Source organism: Hymenobacter roseosalivarius DSM 11622, from assembly GCF_900176135.1.
GTDB lineage: Bacteria > Bacteroidota > Bacteroidia > Cytophagales > Hymenobacteraceae > Hymenobacter > Hymenobacter roseosalivarius.
The window spans coordinates 30352-48374 of record NZ_FWWW01000039.1 but is presented as its reverse complement, the minus strand read 5'-3'; the positions used below and the strand labels follow the sequence as shown (position 1 = coordinate 48374).

Genomic DNA, 18023 nt, shown 5'->3' with positions numbered 1-18023 from the left:
CGTTTGCGCGTCCGCCCGGCTCCGCCGCGCCACCCTCCTTCTCTTCCTGGCTCTTTTGCCCGACCAAGCTAAGCTGTTGGGCCAGGCTGATTCACCCGCCTCGCCACTGGCTTCGGGTCGTGCCGGCCACTGCCCGAGCCGGAGCGGCGCTCCTTGCCCGCCTACCGGGGCATTGATTTTCAACACCAAATTTCCTTCTTATGTATTGCTTTTCTGTTTCGATGCTGGCTATTGCCAGCCTGTTTGCCGCTACCAGCTGCTCGTCCGATAATGCCGCCAGCAGCAGCGCCACCAACACCGTAGAAACCCCGGTCACCAGCACCGTCGACCACGCGGCCGGGGGGCATATTTATTCCTGCCCCATGCACCTGGAAGTAACCAGCACCAAGGCCGGCGAAAAATGCCCCAAGTGCGGGATGAATCTGGAGCACACCGATGCGCCCGCTAACAGCAAGGCGTATCAGATGAAATTCACCCCCCAGCCCATGCAGCTCGTTGCCGGGCAGCCGGCCAAGCTGACATTTGCCCCCCAAGAAACCGGCAACGAATCGGTGCCCGTGCCGCTGGCCGTAGTGCATGAGAAGAAAATCCACCTGATTATCGTCAGCAAGGACCTCTCGCAGTTCTACCACGAGCACCCCGAGTACACGGCCCAGGGCGACTACCAGGTGGACTATACCTTCCCTAAGGGCGGCGAGTTCGTGCTGTTTCAGGACTACACACCCACCGGGGCCGGCCACCAGCTCGGGCGCCAGCCCGTCACGGTGCAGGGACCAAAATACACGCCCGTAAAGTTCAAAAACGACGATATGACCTGGGAGCAGGACGGCTACCAGGCCACACTGGCCTTCGATAAGCCCCTGCAAACGGGCCAGTTGCTGGGCATGAAAATCACCATCAACAAAGATGGTAAGCCGGTGACAAACCTCGATAACTACCTCGGTGCCCTGGGCCACGTGGTGGTCATCAGCGAGGATACGGAGCGCTACCTGCACGTACACCCCAACGACCAGGCCGACAAAGGCCCCGCCATCGGCTTCAATACCAACTTCGAGGCGCCCGGTCTGTACCGCGTGTTTTTGCAGTTCAACCACGCCGGCAAGATTCACACCGGCGACTTTACCATCAACGTGACGGGCCCGGCCGCCAGCTAGGCTCGGGTTGTCTTCCTTTTTACCGCGTTTCCCTTTTTCATTTTTCCCCAATCCTAATCCCCCAAACCCATGAAAACCCAGGCCTTTCTTTTCGCCGCGCTTTGCTCCGGTACCCTACTGCTGAGCAGCTGCGACACCAAAACCACCACGGAAACCACCGCCACCACCGAAACTGGCGCGGCCGGCGACATGGCCACGATGGACCACTCCACGATGGGCAGCGGCGCCGCCACGGCCGGCGACTCGCCCCTGAAGGCCTCCATGGATGAGATGATGGGCAAGATGGACGCCATGAAAATGAAGGGCAATACCGACCACGACTTTGCCCACATGATGCTGGAGCACCACAAAGGCGCGGTCGTGATGGCCGACATCCAGCTGCGCGACGGCAAGGATGCCACCATGCGCCAGATGGCCGAGAAAATTAAGGCCGATCAGCAGAAGGAAATCGGGGAGCTGGAAGCCGCCGCCACCCGCCTCGATAATGCCCCGACCAACTACCAGCCCCAAGACCAGAACGACCCGTTCACGGCCCAGATGAAGACGTCGATGACGACCATGATGACGGATATGCCCAAAACGGTGGCCAACCCGGACATGAACTTCAATATGATGATGACCGTGCATCACCAGAGCGCCATGGACATGGCCAAAGCCGAAGTGGCCCACGGCAAAGACACCAAGCTCAAGGGCATGGCCCAGAAGATGATTGACACCCAGCAGAAGGAAATAGACGCCTTCAAGACCTGGCACGCTAACAACGCTGACAAAATGTAGCCGGTAAAGCTGCAAAACCTCTTTTCTCTCTCAATTTTTAAATTTTCCCATGAAGATTTCCCGGATTCTGCTGGCCACGACCTTGCTGGCCGCCCCTCTTTCGCTCGCGGCGCAGCACGCCCACAAACCCAACGCGGCCCCGCACGGCCACAAGGCGGCCGGCGAGACGCACGCCCATAAATCGCCCCACGGCGGCATCGTGCGCACGGCCGGCACCCTGCATATCGAGCTGGTGCAACACCCCACCGAACTGCACGTGTACCTGCTCGACGCCAAGGAAGCCACGGTAACCCCCGCCCGCACTACCGGCTCGGTGATGCTGCTGACCACGGCCAACAAAACCAGCACCGTAGCGCTCACCCCAACCGGCGACCACCTCGTAGCCAAGCTGCCCGCCGAAACCTCTCTGCGCACGGCCATCGTCAACCTGAAAGCGGGCGGCAAGTCGCTGTCGGCGCGGTTCGAGAAGCTGGACGCGGCCAAAGCGGCCCCCGCCAAAGCCGTGGGTGCCGCCTATATGTGCCCCATGCAGTGCGAGGGCAGTGCCAGCGACAAGCCCGGCAGCTGCCCCAAGTGCGGCATGGCCCTGGTCAAAAAACCCTAACCCGCACCGGTAGCTTTTCTGGCGGGCCGTGCTCGCGTCAGTTCCACGTAGGGCCGTCTGCTGCCAGGCCGGCAGGCGGCCCCCGGGGGGCTTTTTCTACCTTTTTACCTGTATGAAATACGTTGGAAGTAGAGCAATAACTGCCTGGCTGCTGGTGCTGGGACTACTGGCTGCCCTAGCGCCGGCCAGGGCCCAAACCGTCATCAGCCTCGATAGCACGGAAGCCCAGACCCTGCGCCGCCATCCGCGCCTGCGGCAGTCGGACCAGGAAATTGAGGAGCAGCGCGCCCTGAAGCGGGGCAGTTTCGCGCCCGCTAACCCGGATTTTCTGTTTTCGGCCCCCACGGGCGAAATGTGGGCGCCCGGCGTGGTGCAAACCATTGACTTTCCGACCGTTTACCGGCGGCAAGCCAACGTGGCGCGGGCCGGCATTGCCCTGGCCGAGCGCAACCGGGACGTGAGCCGCGCCACCGTGCTGCGCGACGCCCGCGAGGCCTATCTGGGCCTGCAGTTCGCGGAGGCCCAGGTGCGGCAGCTCACGTATCAGGACAGCTTGTACCAGGTGTTGCAGCGCACGACGGAGCGGCTGTTCGCGGCCGGGGAAGTCACCTCGCTGCAACGCATCAGTACCGCAGCGGAGGCCCGGCTGGTGGCCGTTCAGCTTCAGCAGGCCATCGTCGATCAGCAGGCGGCCCAACGCCGCCTGGGTTTGCTGCTGGGCCGGCCCGGCGCGCCGCTCGCCACCAGCACCGATCTGCGCGAAACCGGTCCGGCGCTGGCGCTGCGGGGCTCGGCCCTGCTGAGTGGCTTGCCCGTGGAAGACAGCAGCGCCCTGGTGCGCAGCCCTACGCTGGCCGCCGCCGCCCAGAACGTGACGCTCAGCCAGTCAGGCATTAGCCTGGTGCGGGCGCGGCGCACACCGGCCCTCACGCTGGGCTACCAGAATCAGGCCTTCGAGAATTCGGCCCTCCGCTACCGCTTTCAGTTTGGCGTGTCGGTGCCGATCTGGTTCTGGACCTACCGCTCGCAGCTGCGGGCGGCCACGGCCCGCGCCAGCGCGGCCAGCTACCAGCTGGAAACCCAGCGCCTGGAGCTGGGCACCCAGTACCAGCAGGCCCTGGCCGATACGCGCAAGTTTGCCACCACGCTCACTTACTACGAGCAGACCGGCCTGCCCCAGTCGCGGGCGATCATCAGCCAGTCGCAGCGCCTGTTTCGGGCGGGCGAAATCAGCTACCTGGTTTTGATTCAGAGTTTAAATCAGGCGTTTACTATTCAAAATACCTACCTGACCACGATTCGTGACTACAGTCAGGGGCTTGTCGAGCTTAATTTTCTGCGGGGTGAATGAGAAGTGGAAGTCGTCAAAAACCCCTCCGACCGTCATGCTGAGGCACGAAGCATCTCGCGTGCTGATGTTGGACTAGTAATCCCACTAAACACGCGAGATGCTTCGTGCCTCAGCATGACATGATAATTTAAATCGCAAACAGCTAAACAGCTTTAGTATGAAACACTTAATGATGCTAGTGCTGAGCCTGCTGCTGGCGGGCACGGCCCACGCCCACGGGGGCGAAGACCACGGCGAGGGCGGCGCGGCTGCCGCGCCGGCCGGGGCCACTTCCTTTTCGGTGGCGGCGCTCTCGGAGCAGTTTGAGGTGCTGCTGCGCTACGAGCCGCTGGAGGGCGGCCAGCCCGCCGACCTGCGCCTGTTCCTGTCGGACTACGCGACCAACGCGCCCATCCGGGGGGCAAAAATTACCCTGACCAACCCGGAAGACGCTCAGCTCAAGTGGGCCGTAACGGAGCAGGAGCCGGGCACCTACCTGGTCGAAGGCCAGTTTCCGGCCAACAAAGCCTACAGCTTCACGGCCAACATCGTGGCCGGCGACCGGGCCGATCTGTTGCTGCTGGAAGGTATTAAGGTCGGCGAGAAGCTGCCCGTGGCTGATGGTCCGGCCGTCACAGCTCCGTCCATCTTCTCTTCCTGGAAAACCATTCTGCTGCTCGTGGGGGCCTTTTTGCTCGGCATTGGGCTGACAGTGCTGCTGCTCCGGCGGCGGGCAGTTCCACCAGTTGCCGCTCCCGTTTCCACTTCTACTCCCGTTGTGTATGAAAACCAAGCATAAGTTTCTGGCCGCTACGGCGGCTGCCGGCCTTGTCCTGACGGTGCTGCTGCCTCCGCCCGCGCCCGTACTGGGCCACGGCGGCGAAGACCACGGCGAGGCGGCCCAGGCCAGCACCGGCGTAGCCCTCACCGACGAGGTATTACTGCCCAAGGAAAGCCAGTTTCTGTTTGAGGTGCGCACCAACCTGGCCGCGTATTCCACCACTTACAGCCGGGCCACGCTCTACGGCACCGTGTCGGCGGCGGCGGGCGGCGAAGGCCGTATCGTGGTGCCCCAGGGTGGGCGCATCGTGAGTTTGCCGGCCCGCGTGGGCCAGCGGGTACGGGCGGGGCAGGCTTTAGCCGTGGTGGAGCAAACCCTCGACGCGACCCAGCAGATCGGCCTCAGCACCGAGCGGGCCAACGCCCAGGCCGAGCTGCGCGCCGCCCAGCAGGACTACAACCGCCTACAAAGCATCGCCGACATCGCGGCCCGCAAGGAGGTGATAACCGCCGAGCTGCGCCTGCGCCAGGCCCGCCAGAACGCCAGCATTTACAACGGCCAGGCTCAGCAGCGCCGCGTAACCATCACCTCGCCCATCAGCGGCACGGTGGACGTGTTCAGCCTGGCCGTGGGCCAGCAGGTAAACCAGGGCGACGAGCTGTTTCGGGTTATCAATCCCGGCAAGCTGCAGGTGGAAGCCCAGGTATTTGCCCCCGACCTGGACAAAATTACGCCCGGCGCTAAGTTCCGGGTAGAAGGGCTGCAAGGGCAGGCCGGCGTGCCGGCTAGGCTGGTCGTGTTCAGTAACGTGGTAAACCCCGTGAATCAGGCCCGCCAGCTGATTCTGGAGCTGGATGCCCAGGAGGGCAGCGCCTACCGCGCCGGGCAGGCCGTGAACGTGCAGGTAGTGGGCCAGAGCGGGGGCGGCGAGCCGCAGCTGGTGGTGCCCACCTCGGCCGTAACGGACCTGAACGGCAAGCCCGTGGTGTTCGTGCACACCGAGCCCGAGCGGTTCAAGATTCGCTTCGTGCAGCCGGGGGCCATCAATGGCCAGCAAACGGTGCTGGTGCAGGGCGAAGTGAACGAAAACGACCGGGTGGTCACGGCGGGCACTTACCAGCTCAAATCCATTTATCTCAATCAGTAACCCATTTTCCAACCCTTTCCGATGAAAAAAATCCTTGCTCTCTCGTTGCTGGTCACCGCGCTGGAACTCACTGCCCGCGCCGCCCTGGCCCAAACTGCTGCTCCTGCCCCCGCGGCCGGTAGCACGCCAGCCGAAGAGGCCGCCGTCAGACAAGTGCTGACCAAGTATCAGCAGGCCGTGCAGAAGCTCGATACCACCGGCACCCACCGCTTATTCACGGCTAACTCGCAGGTGTTTGAGTCGGGTGGGGTAGAAGGCACTTACTCCCACTACGCCGCCCATCACTTAGCCCCCGAGCTGAAGGAGTTCAGCGCCTTCACCTTCAGCGACTACAAGGCCGCCGTGCAGGTAGATGGCCCCTATGCCTTTGCCACGGAAACTTATAATTATACCATCAACCTGAAAAAAGCCCCCCAGGACAAGGAAGCTAAGGCACCCATCGTACGCCGGGGCGTGGCCACGTCGGTGCTGCGCAAAAACGCGGCCGGCCAGTGGCAGATTCTCAGCACTCACTCCTCGGCCCGTACGCCCCGGCCTAAAAAGCAAGGCTAAAACACCGGCTGAAATAGCCGGCGGCCGCGCCGGCGTGGCTCCTTCGCTTGTTATTCCAGCCTCATTGCCCGCTTGCCAACCCGGCTTTGCCGCCAGCCTCCCCCTTTCTGTAGGAGAGGAGGCCGGGGCTGAGGCCAACGCCAGAACGACTACACGATGCTTGATAAGATAATCCGCTTTGCCCTGCAAAACCGCCTGCTGATGCTGGCCTTTGCCGTGGGCCTGCTCCTGGCCGGCTCCTACACGGCCCGGCAGCTGCCCGTCGATGTGCTGCCTGACCTGGACCGCCCCCGCGTGACGGTATTTCTGGAGTCGCCGGGTATGGCTCCCGAAGAGGTGGAGGCCCTGGTGACGCTGCCCGTGGAAACGGCCCTGAACGGGGCCACCGGCGTGTCGGCGGTGCGCTCCAACTCGGCCATCGGGCTGGGCATGGTGTTCGTGGAGTTCGACTACGGCACCGACATCTTCACGGCCCGCCAAATCGTGAGCGAGAAGCTCCAGACCGTAAACGGCCAGCTGCCCATGGATGTGACGCCGGTGCTGGGCCCCATTTCCTCGGTCATGGGCCAGATTATGCTGGTCGGACTGACCGTGGGCAAGGAGCAAGTAACAAGCAACAGTGAGCCATCATCAGCTAACCAGGCACCAGGCACCAACAGCCAAGCATCAACGGCTAACAGCCAGCAGCTAACAGCTAACAGCTCAGCTAAAACCACCGCCGCTGACCTGCGCACGCTGGCCAACTACACCGTGCGCCAGCGTCTGCTCAGCATTCCCGGCGTGGCCCAGGTCATTCCCATCGGCGGCGACAACTTACAGTACCAGGTGCTGCTGGATCTGCCCCGGCTGAATGCCACGGGTCTGACAGCCAACCAGGTAGAAGACGCGCTGCGCAACTCCAACCTGAACACCACCGGCAACTTCTTTGACCGCAACGGCTCCGAAGTGCTCATTCGCAACCTGGGCCGCCTGCGCTCGGTCAGCGACATCGAGAACATCATTATCGGCTACCGCGACCAGTCGCCGGTACGCGTTGCCGACGTGGCGCGGGTGGAGTTTGGGGCCCGCTTCAAGCGCGGCGACGGCAGCGTAAACGGCCAGCCGGCCGTGATTCTGAGCATCGAAAAGCAGCCGGGTGCGGCCACCGTGGGCCTCACCGAAGCCGTGGAAAAGGCCCTGGTGGAGCTGAAGCCTTCTTTGCCCAAAGACGTGCAGATCAACACCCGCCTCTTCAAGCAGTCGGAGTTCATCGAGTCGAGCATCTCCAACGTGGAAGAGGCCCTGCGCGACGGCGCTATTCTGGTGGTTATCGTGTTGTTCGCCTTTTTGCTGAACGTGCGCACGACGTTTATCTCCCTGGTAGCCATTCCGTTGTCCTTGCTGGTGACGGCGCTGGTGTTTCGCTTCGCGGGAATTTCCATCAATACCATGACCCTGGGCGGCCTGGCCATTGCCATCGGCGAGCTGGTGGATGACGCCATCGTGGACGTGGAAAACGTGTACCGCCGCCTGCGCGAAAACAAGCAGCTGCCTAATCCCAAACCGGCCTTGCAGGTGGTGTACGCGGCCAGCTCGGAGGTGCGCAACTCCATCGTGTACGCCACCATTATCGTGGTGCTCGTGTTCCTGCCATTGTTCGCGTTGGAAGGTATCGAAGGGCGGATTTTTGCTCCCCTGGGCATTGCCTACATCACCAGCATCGTGGCCTCCCTGTTCGTGTCGCTGACCGTGACGCCGGTGCTGTGCTACTATCTGTTGCCCAAGATGAAGCAGATGGACCACCCCGAAACCGACGGTGGGCTGGTGCGCTGGCTCAAGAAAAAGGATACCCGCTTGCTCAACTGGGGTCTGGTTCGTCCGAAGCTGGTGCTGACGGTGGCGAGTGTGCTGTTCGTGGCGGCGGCGGCCCTGGTGCCCTTCTTCGGCACCGAGTTTTTGCCCCCCTTCAACGAAGGCTCCCTGACGGTGAACTTCTCGGCTCCGGCCGGCACCTCGCTCACCGAGTCGAACCGCCTGGGCACACTGGGCGAGGAGCAGATGCTGAAAATACCGGAAGTGGCCTACACAGCCCGCCGCACCGGCCGCGCCGAGCTGGATGAGCACGCCGAATCGGTGAACAACTCCGAGATTGAAGTGGCCTTCAAAACCGAAGCGGAGCTGGAAAAGGAAGGCCGCGAGATGCGCAGCCGCGACGAGATTCTGGCCGATATGCGCCAGCGCCTGAGTTTGATAACGGGCGTAAACGTGAACATCGGCCAGCCCATTTCTCACCGGCTGGACCACCTGCTGAGCGGCGTGCGGGCGCAGGTGGCCATCAAGGTGTTCGGCAACGATCTGCTGGAGCTGCGCCGCTACGCCAATGAGGTGCGGGCGGCGGCGGCCACCGTGCCCGGTGTGGTCGATTTGCAGGTAGAGAAGCAGGTGCAGATTCCGCAGCTGCTCATCCGCCCCCGCGACGCGGCCCTGCGCGCCTACGGCATGGAGCGCGGCGAAGTGGTGCGCGACCTGGAAACGCTGTTTCAGGGCTCCGTGGTGTCGCAGATGCTGGACGGGCAGAAGCGCTTCGATCTGATCGTGAAGTTGCCCGAGGAGCAGCGCAATGACATTGCGGCCATCGGCCAGACCCGCATCGAGACGCCCTCCGGGGCCATGATTCCGGTCAACCAGGTGGCCGACGTCATCTACGAGCCCGGCCCGAACACCATAAACCACGAAAACACGCAGCGCCGCATCACCATCTCGCTGAACGTAGCCGAGCGCGATTTGGGCTCCACGGTGCAGGAGATTCAGCGCAAAGTCAATCAGCAGGTGAATTTGCCCCCCGGCTACTACCTCACCTACGGCGGGCAGTTTGAGAGCCAGCAGTCGGCCTCGCAGAAGATTCTGTGGTTGAGTCTATTCTCGCTGGGGGGCATTTTTCTGGTGCTGTATTCCCACTTCAAGTCCACCTACATGGTGCTCCAGATTATGCTCAATATTCCGCTGGCCCTCATCGGCTCGGTGGTAGCAGTGCTGCTCACGGGCGGCACGTTCAGCATTGCTTCGCTGGTGGGCTTCATCACGCTCACCGGCATTGCCTCGCGCAACGGCATCATGATGATTTCGCACTACATCCATCTGGTGGAGCACGAGGGCGAGAAGTTCAGCAAGGAAATGATTATCCGCGGCTCGCTGGAGCGCCTGGTGCCGGTGCTGATGACGGCCCTGGTGGCGGCCCTGGCCCTGATTCCGCTCACCCTGGCCAAGGACGCGCCGGGCAAGGAGATCCTCTACCCCGTGGCTACCGTCATTCTGGGCGGCCTGCTTTCCTCCACCTTCCTCGACATCATCGTCACGCCGGTCGTGTTCCTGATTTTTGGCGAAAAAGCCCTGGCCCAGTACCAGCGCGGCCACAGCGAAGTCGGGCTCGACAGCCACTCGCAGGAGCTGGATGCGCAGCCGCTCACTCCGCTGGCTGACCGCAATCCTGTTCAGCCCGCCGGGGCCTAAGCCATATGCTGCACGCGTTTGTACATATCGCCGTGCCGGGCCTAATAGCCTGGCTGTTCTACCGCCCGGACTGGCGGCGGGTGTGGCTGATTCTGGCCGCCGCGCTGCTGCTGGACCTGGACCACCTGTGGGCGACGCCCATTTTCGACCCCGACCGGTGCAGCATCAATTATCACTTCCTGCACACCTACTGGGCCATGGGCGTGTACGTGCTGCTGCTGCTGCCGGCGCGCACCCGCGTGTGGGCCGTGGGCTTCCTGATTCACATGGGCCTCGACTACCTCGAATGCCTCTAGCGGGGATGGGAGCCGCCTTAGATACCTATCGGATGTCCGTTTCTGCCTGCTCTGCTTCTTCCGCTTCTTCTACCGTGCTCTATATCAAGCATATGGTTTGTCCGCGCGGTATCCGGGTGGTGCGGCAGAAGCTGGAGCAGTTGGGCCTGGTGGTGCTGGACGTGCGCCTGGGCGCGGCCACCGTGGCCGCGTCGGCGGAGGAGCTGGACTGGCCGCGCATCCGGGCCGTGCTCCGGCAGGCGGAGTTTGCCCTGCTGGAAAATGCCCCCCAGGCCCTGCTGGAGCGGGTGAAAGAGGCCGTCGGCCAGCTGTTGCGCCAGCCGGCGGGTTTGCGGCATCGCGAGTTTCTGGCGGCCGTGGCCGAGGAGCTCCACCTGCCGGCGGCTCATCTGAATGTGGTTTTTGCCCGGCTGTCGCCGGGCGCTACCCTGGCGGGCTACATTCTGGGCCAGCGCCTGGCGTACGCCCAGGAGCTGCTGGCCTCCTCGAAGCTGGGCATCGGGCATATTGCCCGGCAGCTGGGCTACAGCAGCCTGGCGCATTTCTCGGGGCAGTTCCGGCGCGTGGCGCGGTGCTCGCCGTCCACCTACCGCCAGCGGCTCGGCGCGCCAAAGCAGCCGGTGGCGGTAGGGGTAGCCGTAGAGGTGCCAAATGATGCAAGTTGAACAGGGCGTGATATAAAACCGTGAGCCCTGGGCCGGGTATACATTACTAAACTTAATCACTCTTTAACCTTCTCTCTTATGCACCAGCAAAACCAAAGCCTCCTCGACGCCCTGAATGCCTGCATCGCCGCCTGCGAGCATTGCGCCTCCGCCTGCCTTCAGGAAGAAGACGTAAAAATGATGGCCCGCTGTATCAGCCTCGACCGCGACTGCGCCGATATCTGTGCCCTGACGGCCCGCTTGGTGACCCGCGGCTCGGAGCACGCCCAGCACCTGCTGCAGGAGTGCGCCGAAATCTGCAAAGCCTGCGGCGACGAGTGCGAAAAGCACGGTGCCCATATGCAGCACTGTAAAGAGTGCGCCGAGGCATGCCGCCGCTGCGAGCAGGCCTGCCGCCAAGGAGTCGCTGCCTAGATACCTCTTTTTGGTTCATAGCAAAGCCCGGCCGGACAAGGTTGGGCTTTGCTATATCCAAGTAGCATCAGCGCACCACCAAACCTGATTATATGGAATCCCATTCCTGCCCCTGGCACGAGTTTGATTATTCGCCGGCGCAGTTCTGCGAGGAATCGCTCTGCGGCTGGGTGCGGCAGCCAGGCAACACGGTTTCCAACCTGGGCTTTCTGGTGGTGGCTTACCTGATATTTCGGCACGCTAAAAAACACAACGCGCGACACCTATTGCCCCTGGCTTACATTTCCATCGCCACGGGTCTGGGATCCGCCTTCTTCCACGCTTCTGAAACGTGGGTTGGTGGTATTGCGGACTTTTCGACCATTTATCTGGGCTCAGCTTTCATGTTTGCCATGAACGTGCGGCGGCTAACGAAATGGGGCAAGCCAGCTATTGTGGTGGTGTATTGGCTGTTCTTCCTGGGATTCTTCGGCCTACTGTTCTGGGAGCGGGACCTGGCCCGCACGTCGTACGCGCTGCAAAGCGTGCTGTGCTGCATCGTGCTGGAAGCTATTCTCTTTTTCCGGCAAGACTACCGCCCGCCCTACCGCTGGTTCTGGGCTTTTTGGGGTTCGTTTTTGCTCGGCTACGGCCTGTGGCTGCTCGACGTTAAGCATATAGTCTGCGACCCCGCCAACCACTGGGTGTCGGGCCATGCCCTCTGGCACTGGCTCGACGCGCTGGCCTTATACTGCGTTTACCGCTTTTACACGGGTATTCCGCTGCTGCGCTTTTCCCCGCAACCCTCGGTCACTGAAGTAGGCTCACGGGGCTGATTCATAAGCTGGCCTTTCCCTAAAATTCCTGGGAACATCATTCTATTGCTTCCTGTACTATTTTCTCACTTTTAACGCTCCTACCCCATGAAAAACGCAGTTAAACTTCTGTCTGTCCTGCTGCTCAGCGGTGTGTTCACCCTGGCTCAGGCCCAAACCGTCCCTTCTAAAAGCAAGCCTATGGCGGGTAAAGCGCAGAAGGGCAAGATGGCCATGGACGGGTGCATGATGCAAGACGGCAAGATGATGATGATGAAGGGTGGTAAGATGATGCCGATGACCCAGAACATGACCATGAAGGACGGCAGCATGTGCATGACCGATGGCACCTGTAAAATGAAGAACGGCACCACGATGACCATGAAAGAAGGTCAGTGCATGATGATGGACGGCAAGATGACTACCATGGACGAGATGAAAAAAAGCGGCCGAATGAAATCGGATAAAATGAAAAACATGAAAATGTAGCCCCCGCTGTCAGCCCTCCGAAGGCTGCGCTAATTCATGCGTTTCGATACATACTGGCTACTACTGGAGACTCCATGCTGAATTCCCCGTCACCTGCCAGGCGTAGTTCGCAGTTGGTCCGTGGCTTGTATTCCGCCCGCGCCCGACTCTACGACGGATTTATTCACCTGCTTCGCTATCCACAGGGTCTTCAGCGGTTTTTTGAGCAGGCGGATTTCCTGCGTTCCGACCTCAAGGTGCTCGACGCGGGCTGCGGAACCGGGGCCACGACACAGGCGCTGCACGCCGCCCTGGCCGCGCGCCACTTGCTACCGGCCCGCTTTGCCGCCTTTGACCTGACCCCGCTTATGCTCAGTCGGTTCCGGGCGACCCTGGCCCAGCATCCCGTTCCCGATTTGGAAATCGTGGCCGCCGACGTACTAGCTCTCGATCAACTCCCTGCTGCCTGGCAGGACTACGACCTCATCATTTCGGCGGCCATGCTGGAGTACCTGCCGAAAGCCCGCCTGGCGGAGGCCCTGGCGGGCCTGCGCCACCGGCTTAAGCCGGACGGCACGTTCGTGCTCTTCATCAGCCAGCAGTCCATCTGGATGAAATGGCTCATTCGGCGGTGGTGGCATGCCAATCTGTACACCCGAGCTGAGTTGGAAGCCGGGTTAGAGCAGGCGGGGTTTACAACACGACGCTTTGCCAAATTCCCCGGCCTTTACGGCTATCTTAACTGGTGGGGCCATGTGGTAATAGCCCGTCGCTAACGCCAGTTGAGTTAGCCACCACAAAGCCTGGGGGGCATTTATCTCCGGTAAGCTCTTTCGCTTGGCGTTCCGCTCAACCTTGTACCGATGCATACACCCGTGCCTATACTTTTGAGGAAAGGATTGGGGCTATCCAAATAGGCAAGAATGTCGGAGTGACAGTGGCCCTGTTCGGATAGGCTCTTCGTGTCTCTTGTCGAAGATTTATACTGCTGACACCTCTTCCTTTACGCAAGCTCATCCTCACCGCGCACATCACGTTTTTGGTGAGCTGGCTTGAGGCCGTCGCGCGCTTATCACTTCGAATCATGCAAGCGCCCAGCGCAATTCTGTACCACCCGCGGGGCACGGGTCGCTACTTTTGACTGTTTACTTATCGACGCGCCCGCTGGGTGCTTCCTTAATCTCAGTTCAACTTCCATGAAAACGCTCCAATTCAAAACAAACATCAACTGCGGCGGCTGCATCAAGGCCGTCACGCCTACGCTGAACCAGGAAGCAGGGGCCGGCAACTGGCAGGTCGACACCGCCAATCCCGACAAGGTTCTGACCGTCACCTCGGATCAGCTCACGGCCGAACAGATAATCGCGTTAGTGGAAAACGCAGGATTTAAAGCCGAAAAAGCTTAGCCGCCAGCCCCTGTAGGGCTTGGAACCAACGCGAGTAGCGGTGGCCGCGCCTGTTGGCCGTGAGCCGCCGCTACGCCGTTGGCGCATTTGGGGAGGCCTTATCCGGAGGTCGTTAAAACTTTCCGCCTTCCGTCCCCGTTCTTTGGGGGAGTTCTGAAAGAAATCTTATTACTCTTTACCCACCGCGTGAAGCGCTTCGCCAGTCTGTTTCTGCTCTTTAGCTACCTGCTCTCCAGTCCTGGGCTGGTGTACAGCATGCACTTTTGCGGGCAGGCGCTGACGGACGTGTCGGTGGCGCACGGCGTCGACACCAGCTGCTGCTGCCAGGATACGGGCAAGCACGCCTGCGATTGCTGCCACGACCAAAAGGTGGTCAGCACCACCAAAGACGTGAAGCTGGCGGCCGGACAGTTCAAGGTGCCGGCCCCCGATCTGGTGCCCGCCCCGCCGGTGTTGCGCGTGGTGTGGCAGCTGGCGCAGCCCTTTTATCCGGCCGATGAGCCCGTGGCCCGCCTGACGGCTCACGCCGCCCCGCCGCCCCAGTGCCCCGCCTACGTGCGCGGCCACGCCTTCCTGATTTAGCTTTCCGGCTGTTTTTGCCCCCCAGACCCTTTGGTCATGGGGTTTTGCGGCGTACGGTGTTTTTTGAGCTGTTGGCTGATAGCTCAGGTTGGCATCCTAACCCTGGTCGGGCACTGCGAGATACTGCGGTAAATAATGTTCGGCGGTGTGCCCAGTTCGCTGGTCAATTCAGACGGTTCCCTGGCCGAAGCGCCTTTCCGCGAGCAGCGAATTGGTTTTCAGTCGCCAGCCGCGCCTAAGACTTCCATAAAAACCGAAAAGCTAACAGCCATCAGCTGACAGCTAAAAGCTAATAATACATGATTGAGCGACTCATCTCGTTTTCCCTGCGGAACCGCTACCTGGTGCTGCTGCTGGCCACCGGCCTTTTTGCCTGGGGCGCCTATTCGGTGCGCACCAGCAAAATTGACGCCATCCCCGACCTGTCCGAAAACCAGGTCATCGTCTTCACTGAGTGGATGGGCCGCAGCCCCCAAATCATGGAGGACCAGGTGACCTACCCGCTGGTGACCAACATGCAGGGCCTGCCCAAGGTCAAGTCCGTGCGCGGTACTTCCATGTTCGGCATGAGCTTCGTGTTCCTGATTTTCGAGGACGACGCCGACATCTACTGGGCCCGCGAACGGGTGCTGGAGCGCCTCAACTACGCCCAGCGCCTGCTGCCCAGCGGCGTCACGCCCACCCTGGGGCCCGATGGTACGGGCGTGGGCCACGTGCTCTGGTACACGCTCAAGGCCCCCGGCCTGGACTTGGGCGAGCAGCGGGCCCTGCAGGACTGGTACGTGAAGTTCGGCCTGCAAAACGTGCCCGGCGTGAGCGAGGTGGCCAGCTTCGGCGGCTTTCAAAAGCAGTACCAGGTGACGGTGGACCCCACCAAGATGACCTACTACGGCATCACGCTGCCGCAGGTGCTGGCGGCGGTGCGCAGCAATAATAACGAGGCCGGGGGCCGCAAGTTCGAGCAGTCGGGCGTGGGCTACATCATCAAAACGACGGGCTATATCCAGGATATGGCGACGCTGGAAAACGTGCCGGTCATCACCAAAGGCACCACGCCGGTGCGCATCCGCGACGTGGCTACGGTGCAGATGACGGGCGAAAGCCGCCTGGGCATCATGGACCTCAACGGCGAGGGCGAGGCCGTGGGCGGCATCGTGGTGATGCGCTACGGCGAAAACGCCGACGCCATGATAACGCGGGTGAAGGCCAAGATGGAGCAAATCCGCGCCGGGCTGCCCCCGGGCGTCTCGTTTCAACTGGTGTACGACCGCAGCGGGCTGATTCAGGATTCGGTGGATTCCATCAAGCACACGCTCATTGAGGAAATGGTGGTGGTGTCGCTGGTCGTGCTGCTGTTTCTGTTCCACTGGCGCAGCGCGCTGAGCATCCTGATTCAGATTCCCATCACCATCGCCACGAGCTTCATTCTGCTCAACGCCTTTGACATCTCCTCCAACATCATGTCGCTCACCGGCATTGCCCTGGCCATCGGCGTCATCGTCGACAACGGCATCGTGATGACCGAAAACGCCTACCGCAACCTGGCCGAGTACCAGGCCGGGGAGAATGCGAGCGGCCCGCCGGACGCCGGCCCCGCGCCACCAAGCGCCGCCCTGCCCACCGCATCCGCTTCTGCCCCTTCTACCTCAATCCCCGTTTCTCATGGATAACCAGAAGCGGCTCGAAATCATCGAGTCCTCCAGCAAGCAGGTGTCGCGGGGAATCTTCTTCTCGACCATCATCATCGTCACTTCCTTTTTGCCGGTGTTTCTGCTCACCGGGCAGGAGGGCAAGCTCTTTCACCCGCTGGCCTGGACCAAGAGCTTTATTCTGATTATCGACGCCATTCTGGCCGTCACACTGGCCCCAGTGTTGATTTCCTTTTTCCTGAAGGGCAAGTTCAAGACTGAGGACCAGAACCCGCTCAACCGCTTCCTGGAGCGCGTGTACTCGCCCATGCTGCACTGGGTGATGCGCTGGCGCAAAACCACCATCGCCATCAACGTGCTGGCCCTGCTGGTCAGCATCCCCTTAGTCATGAGCTTGGGCACCGAGTTTATGCCGCCGCTCAACGAGGGCTCCATCCTGTTCATGCCCGTGGCCCAGCCCGACGTGTCGAACACGGAGATGAAGCGCATTCTGCAGGTGCAGGACAAGATTATCAAGCAGGTGCCCGAGGTGCTGAGCGTGCTGGGCAAAGCCGGCCGGGCCAGCTCGGCCACCGACAACTCGCCCATCAACATGATTGAAACCATCATCCTGCTTAAGCCCCGCGACCAGTGGCGGGCGGGCATGACCAAGGCTGGGCTGATTGAGGAGATGAACGGCAAGCTGCAAATTCCGGGCGTGGTGAACGGCTGGACCCAGCCCATCATCAACCGCATCAACATGCTCAGCACCGGCATCCGCACCGACGTGGGCGTGAAGGTGTACGGCCAGAACCTGAACACCATCAACGACGTGGCCAACCAGGTGAACGCCGCCCTCAAAGGCGTGCCCGGGGTGGAAGACCTGTACGTGGAGCCCGTGACGGGCGGCAAGTACCTGGAAATCGACATGAACCGCCCCGAGCTGGCCCGCTACGGCCTCACCGTGGACCAGGTAAACGAAGTGGTGGAATCGGCCATCGGCGGGGCCCCCATCGCCAGCACGGTGGAAGGCCGGCGCCGCTTCGCCATCAACGTGCGCCTGGCCCAGGACTACCGCAACAGCCTGGCCGATATCAAGCGCATTCCCATCCAGACGGCCAGCTACGGGCCGGTGCCGCTGTCGGCCGTGACCACCATTCGCTACGCCGAGGGCCCGCCGATGATAAGCTCGGAAAACGCCCAGCTGCGCGGCGCGGTGCTCTTCAACGTGCGGGGCCGCGACCTGGGCAGCACCGTGGACGCCGCCATGCAGAAGCTGCAAAGCCTGGAAAGCAAGCTGCCCCAGGGCTACTACCTAGAGTGGAGCGGGCAGTACGAAAACCTAATTAGCTCGCAGCGCACGCTCAAGCTGATTCTGCCGCTGGTGCTGGTGGTGATTTTCGGGGCGCTGTACTTTGCCTTTCACTCCGTGCGGGAGGCGTTTATGAGCCTCATCACCATTCCCTTCGCCCTGATTGGCGGGGCCTACATGGTGTATTTCTACGGCGTCAACCTGTCGGTGGCGGTGGCCGTGGGCTTCATTGCCCTGTTCGGGCTGGCCGTGGAAACGGGCGTCATCATGGTCATCTACTTGAATGATGCCATGCAGAAACTCGTGGCGCTCAAGGGCAACTCCCGGGAAACCATTACGAAGGAAGACCTGCAGGAAGCCGTGTTTCACGGCGCGGCCAAGCGGCTGCGACCCAAGCTGATGACCGTCTCGGTCTCGCTGTTCGGCCTGGTGCCGGTGCTCTGGGCCACCGGCACGGGCTCCGACGTGATGCTGCCCATTGTGCTGCCCATGATAGGCGGGGTGTTCACCTCGGCCACCCACATTTTGCTCGTTACGCCGCTCATCTTCCTGTACACCAAGGAGTACGAGCTGCGCAAATTTGGAAAAATCGATGTTCTCGAAGTCTCCCACTAATCGCCGGAC

The 18023-nt window shown here is 61.5% G+C and carries 18 protein-coding genes; all 18 read left to right on the top strand.

The genetic code is table 11. From position 1 onward, the window contains the following. The first annotated feature begins 200 nt into the window (after window positions 1-200). The 18 genes from B9A24_RS02705 to B9A24_RS02620 all read left to right on the top strand — a co-directional run bounded on the left by B9A24_RS02705 (window position 201) and on the right by B9A24_RS02620 (window position 18014). Window positions 201-1154, top strand: coding sequence for a heavy metal-binding domain-containing protein (locus tag B9A24_RS02705; RefSeq protein ID WP_143434724.1), 954 nt, complete (start codon window positions 201-203; stop codon window positions 1152-1154). A gap of 69 nt (window positions 1155-1223) precedes the next feature. Beyond that, window positions 1224-1931, top strand: a complete 708-nt coding sequence (locus B9A24_RS02700; RefSeq protein ID WP_084443629.1) for a DUF305 domain-containing protein — start codon at window positions 1224-1226, stop codon at window positions 1929-1931. A gap of 49 nt (window positions 1932-1980) precedes the next feature. After that, window positions 1981-2535: a heavy metal-binding domain-containing protein gene (locus B9A24_RS02695; RefSeq protein WP_084443628.1), complete on the top strand. Its 555-nt coding sequence runs from the start codon at window positions 1981-1983 to the stop codon at window positions 2533-2535. Between the two features lie 112 nt (window positions 2536-2647). Beyond that, window positions 2648-3886 carry a TolC family protein gene (locus B9A24_RS02690; RefSeq protein WP_084443627.1) on the top strand — a complete coding sequence of 413 codons (1239 nt, stop codon included), beginning with the start codon at window positions 2648-2650 and terminating at the stop codon, window positions 3884-3886. A 157-nt stretch (window positions 3887-4043) separates the two neighbouring features. Further along, window positions 4044-4664 carry a hypothetical protein gene (locus tag B9A24_RS02685; RefSeq protein WP_143434723.1) on the top strand — a complete coding sequence of 207 codons (621 nt, stop codon included), beginning with the start codon at window positions 4044-4046 and terminating at the stop codon, window positions 4662-4664. Then, window positions 4648-5793: an efflux RND transporter periplasmic adaptor subunit gene (locus tag B9A24_RS02680; RefSeq protein WP_084443625.1), complete on the top strand. Its 1146-nt coding sequence runs from the start codon at window positions 4648-4650 to the stop codon at window positions 5791-5793. The genes B9A24_RS02685 and B9A24_RS02680 overlap by 17 nt, the downstream gene beginning before the upstream one ends. A 21-nt stretch (window positions 5794-5814) precedes the next feature. Next, entirely contained in the window at window positions 5815-6345 is a 531-nt protein-coding gene (locus B9A24_RS02675; RefSeq protein WP_084443624.1) for a YybH family protein, read from the top strand. A 156-nt stretch (window positions 6346-6501) separates the two neighbouring features. Further along, complete coding sequence (locus tag B9A24_RS02670; RefSeq protein ID WP_084443623.1) at window positions 6502-9834, top strand: efflux RND transporter permease subunit; 3333 nt, start codon at window positions 6502-6504, stop codon at window positions 9832-9834. 5 nt (window positions 9835-9839) lie between these two features. Continuing rightward, on the top strand, window positions 9840-10130 hold the full coding sequence (locus tag B9A24_RS02665) for a DUF6122 family protein (protein ID WP_084443622.1): 291 nt from the start codon (window positions 9840-9842) through the stop codon (window positions 10128-10130). A gap of 32 nt (window positions 10131-10162) precedes the next feature. Then, a complete protein-coding gene (locus B9A24_RS02660) occupies window positions 10163-10795 on the top strand; it encodes a helix-turn-helix transcriptional regulator (RefSeq protein WP_143434722.1) in 633 nt (210 codons plus the stop codon). Between the two features lie 78 nt (window positions 10796-10873). Further along, on the top strand, window positions 10874-11209 hold the full coding sequence (locus tag B9A24_RS02655) for a four-helix bundle copper-binding protein (RefSeq protein ID WP_084443620.1): 336 nt from the start codon (window positions 10874-10876) through the stop codon (window positions 11207-11209). A 92-nt stretch (window positions 11210-11301) separates the two neighbouring features. Further along, a complete protein-coding gene (locus tag B9A24_RS02650; RefSeq protein ID WP_084443619.1) occupies window positions 11302-12024 on the top strand; it encodes a ceramidase domain-containing protein in 723 nt (240 codons plus the stop codon). 87 nt (window positions 12025-12111) lie between these two features. Further along, window positions 12112-12492, top strand: coding sequence for a DUF6799 domain-containing protein (locus B9A24_RS02645; RefSeq protein ID WP_084443618.1), 381 nt, complete (start codon window positions 12112-12114; stop codon window positions 12490-12492). Between the two features lie 74 nt (window positions 12493-12566). Continuing rightward, a complete protein-coding gene (locus B9A24_RS02640) occupies window positions 12567-13247 on the top strand; it encodes a class I SAM-dependent DNA methyltransferase (RefSeq protein ID WP_084443617.1) in 681 nt (226 codons plus the stop codon). Between the two features lie 420 nt (window positions 13248-13667). Then, window positions 13668-13877 carry a heavy-metal-associated domain-containing protein gene (locus B9A24_RS02635; protein ID WP_084443616.1) on the top strand — a complete coding sequence of 70 codons (210 nt, stop codon included), beginning with the start codon at window positions 13668-13670 and terminating at the stop codon, window positions 13875-13877. A 186-nt stretch (window positions 13878-14063) separates the two neighbouring features. Then, complete coding sequence (locus B9A24_RS02630; RefSeq protein ID WP_084443615.1) at window positions 14064-14459, top strand: HYC_CC_PP family protein; 396 nt, start codon at window positions 14064-14066, stop codon at window positions 14457-14459. Between the two features lie 299 nt (window positions 14460-14758). Further along, window positions 14759-16129, top strand: a complete 1371-nt coding sequence (locus tag B9A24_RS02625) for an efflux RND transporter permease subunit (RefSeq protein WP_084443614.1) — start codon at window positions 14759-14761, stop codon at window positions 16127-16129. Then, the gene (locus tag B9A24_RS02620; RefSeq protein ID WP_084443613.1) at window positions 16122-18014 is read left to right on the top strand and encodes an efflux RND transporter permease subunit; all 1893 of its coding nucleotides are present in this window, start codon (window positions 16122-16124) and stop codon (window positions 18012-18014) included. The genes B9A24_RS02625 and B9A24_RS02620 overlap by 8 nt, the downstream gene beginning before the upstream one ends. Window positions 18015-18023 lie beyond the last annotated feature (9 nt).

Coding starts and splice junctions, on each gene's coding strand:
- B9A24_RS02705 (WP_143434724.1), top strand. CDS start 201: ATGTATTGCTTTTCTGTTTCGATGCTGGCTATTGCCAGCCTGTTTGCC.
- B9A24_RS02700 (WP_084443629.1), top strand. CDS start 1,224: ATGAAAACCCAGGCCTTTCTTTTCGCCGCGCTTTGCTCCGGTACCCTA.
- B9A24_RS02695 (WP_084443628.1), top strand. CDS start 1,981: ATGAAGATTTCCCGGATTCTGCTGGCCACGACCTTGCTGGCCGCCCCT.
- B9A24_RS02690 (WP_084443627.1), top strand. CDS start 2,648: ATGAAATACGTTGGAAGTAGAGCAATAACTGCCTGGCTGCTGGTGCTG.
- B9A24_RS02685 (WP_143434723.1), top strand. CDS start 4,044: ATGAAACACTTAATGATGCTAGTGCTGAGCCTGCTGCTGGCGGGCACG.
- B9A24_RS02680 (WP_084443625.1), top strand. CDS start 4,648: ATGAAAACCAAGCATAAGTTTCTGGCCGCTACGGCGGCTGCCGGCCTT.
- B9A24_RS02675 (WP_084443624.1), top strand. CDS start 5,815: ATGAAAAAAATCCTTGCTCTCTCGTTGCTGGTCACCGCGCTGGAACTC.
- B9A24_RS02670 (WP_084443623.1), top strand. CDS start 6,502: ATGCTTGATAAGATAATCCGCTTTGCCCTGCAAAACCGCCTGCTGATG.
- B9A24_RS02665 (WP_084443622.1), top strand. CDS start 9,840: ATGCTGCACGCGTTTGTACATATCGCCGTGCCGGGCCTAATAGCCTGG.
- B9A24_RS02660 (WP_143434722.1), top strand. CDS start 10,163: ATGTCCGTTTCTGCCTGCTCTGCTTCTTCCGCTTCTTCTACCGTGCTC.
- B9A24_RS02655 (WP_084443620.1), top strand. CDS start 10,874: ATGCACCAGCAAAACCAAAGCCTCCTCGACGCCCTGAATGCCTGCATC.
- B9A24_RS02650 (WP_084443619.1), top strand. CDS start 11,302: ATGGAATCCCATTCCTGCCCCTGGCACGAGTTTGATTATTCGCCGGCG.
- B9A24_RS02645 (WP_084443618.1), top strand. CDS start 12,112: ATGAAAAACGCAGTTAAACTTCTGTCTGTCCTGCTGCTCAGCGGTGTG.
- B9A24_RS02640 (WP_084443617.1), top strand. CDS start 12,567: ATGCTGAATTCCCCGTCACCTGCCAGGCGTAGTTCGCAGTTGGTCCGT.
- B9A24_RS02635 (WP_084443616.1), top strand. CDS start 13,668: ATGAAAACGCTCCAATTCAAAACAAACATCAACTGCGGCGGCTGCATC.
- B9A24_RS02625 (WP_084443614.1), top strand. CDS start 14,759: ATGATTGAGCGACTCATCTCGTTTTCCCTGCGGAACCGCTACCTGGTG.
- B9A24_RS02620 (WP_084443613.1), top strand. CDS start 16,122: ATGGATAACCAGAAGCGGCTCGAAATCATCGAGTCCTCCAGCAAGCAG.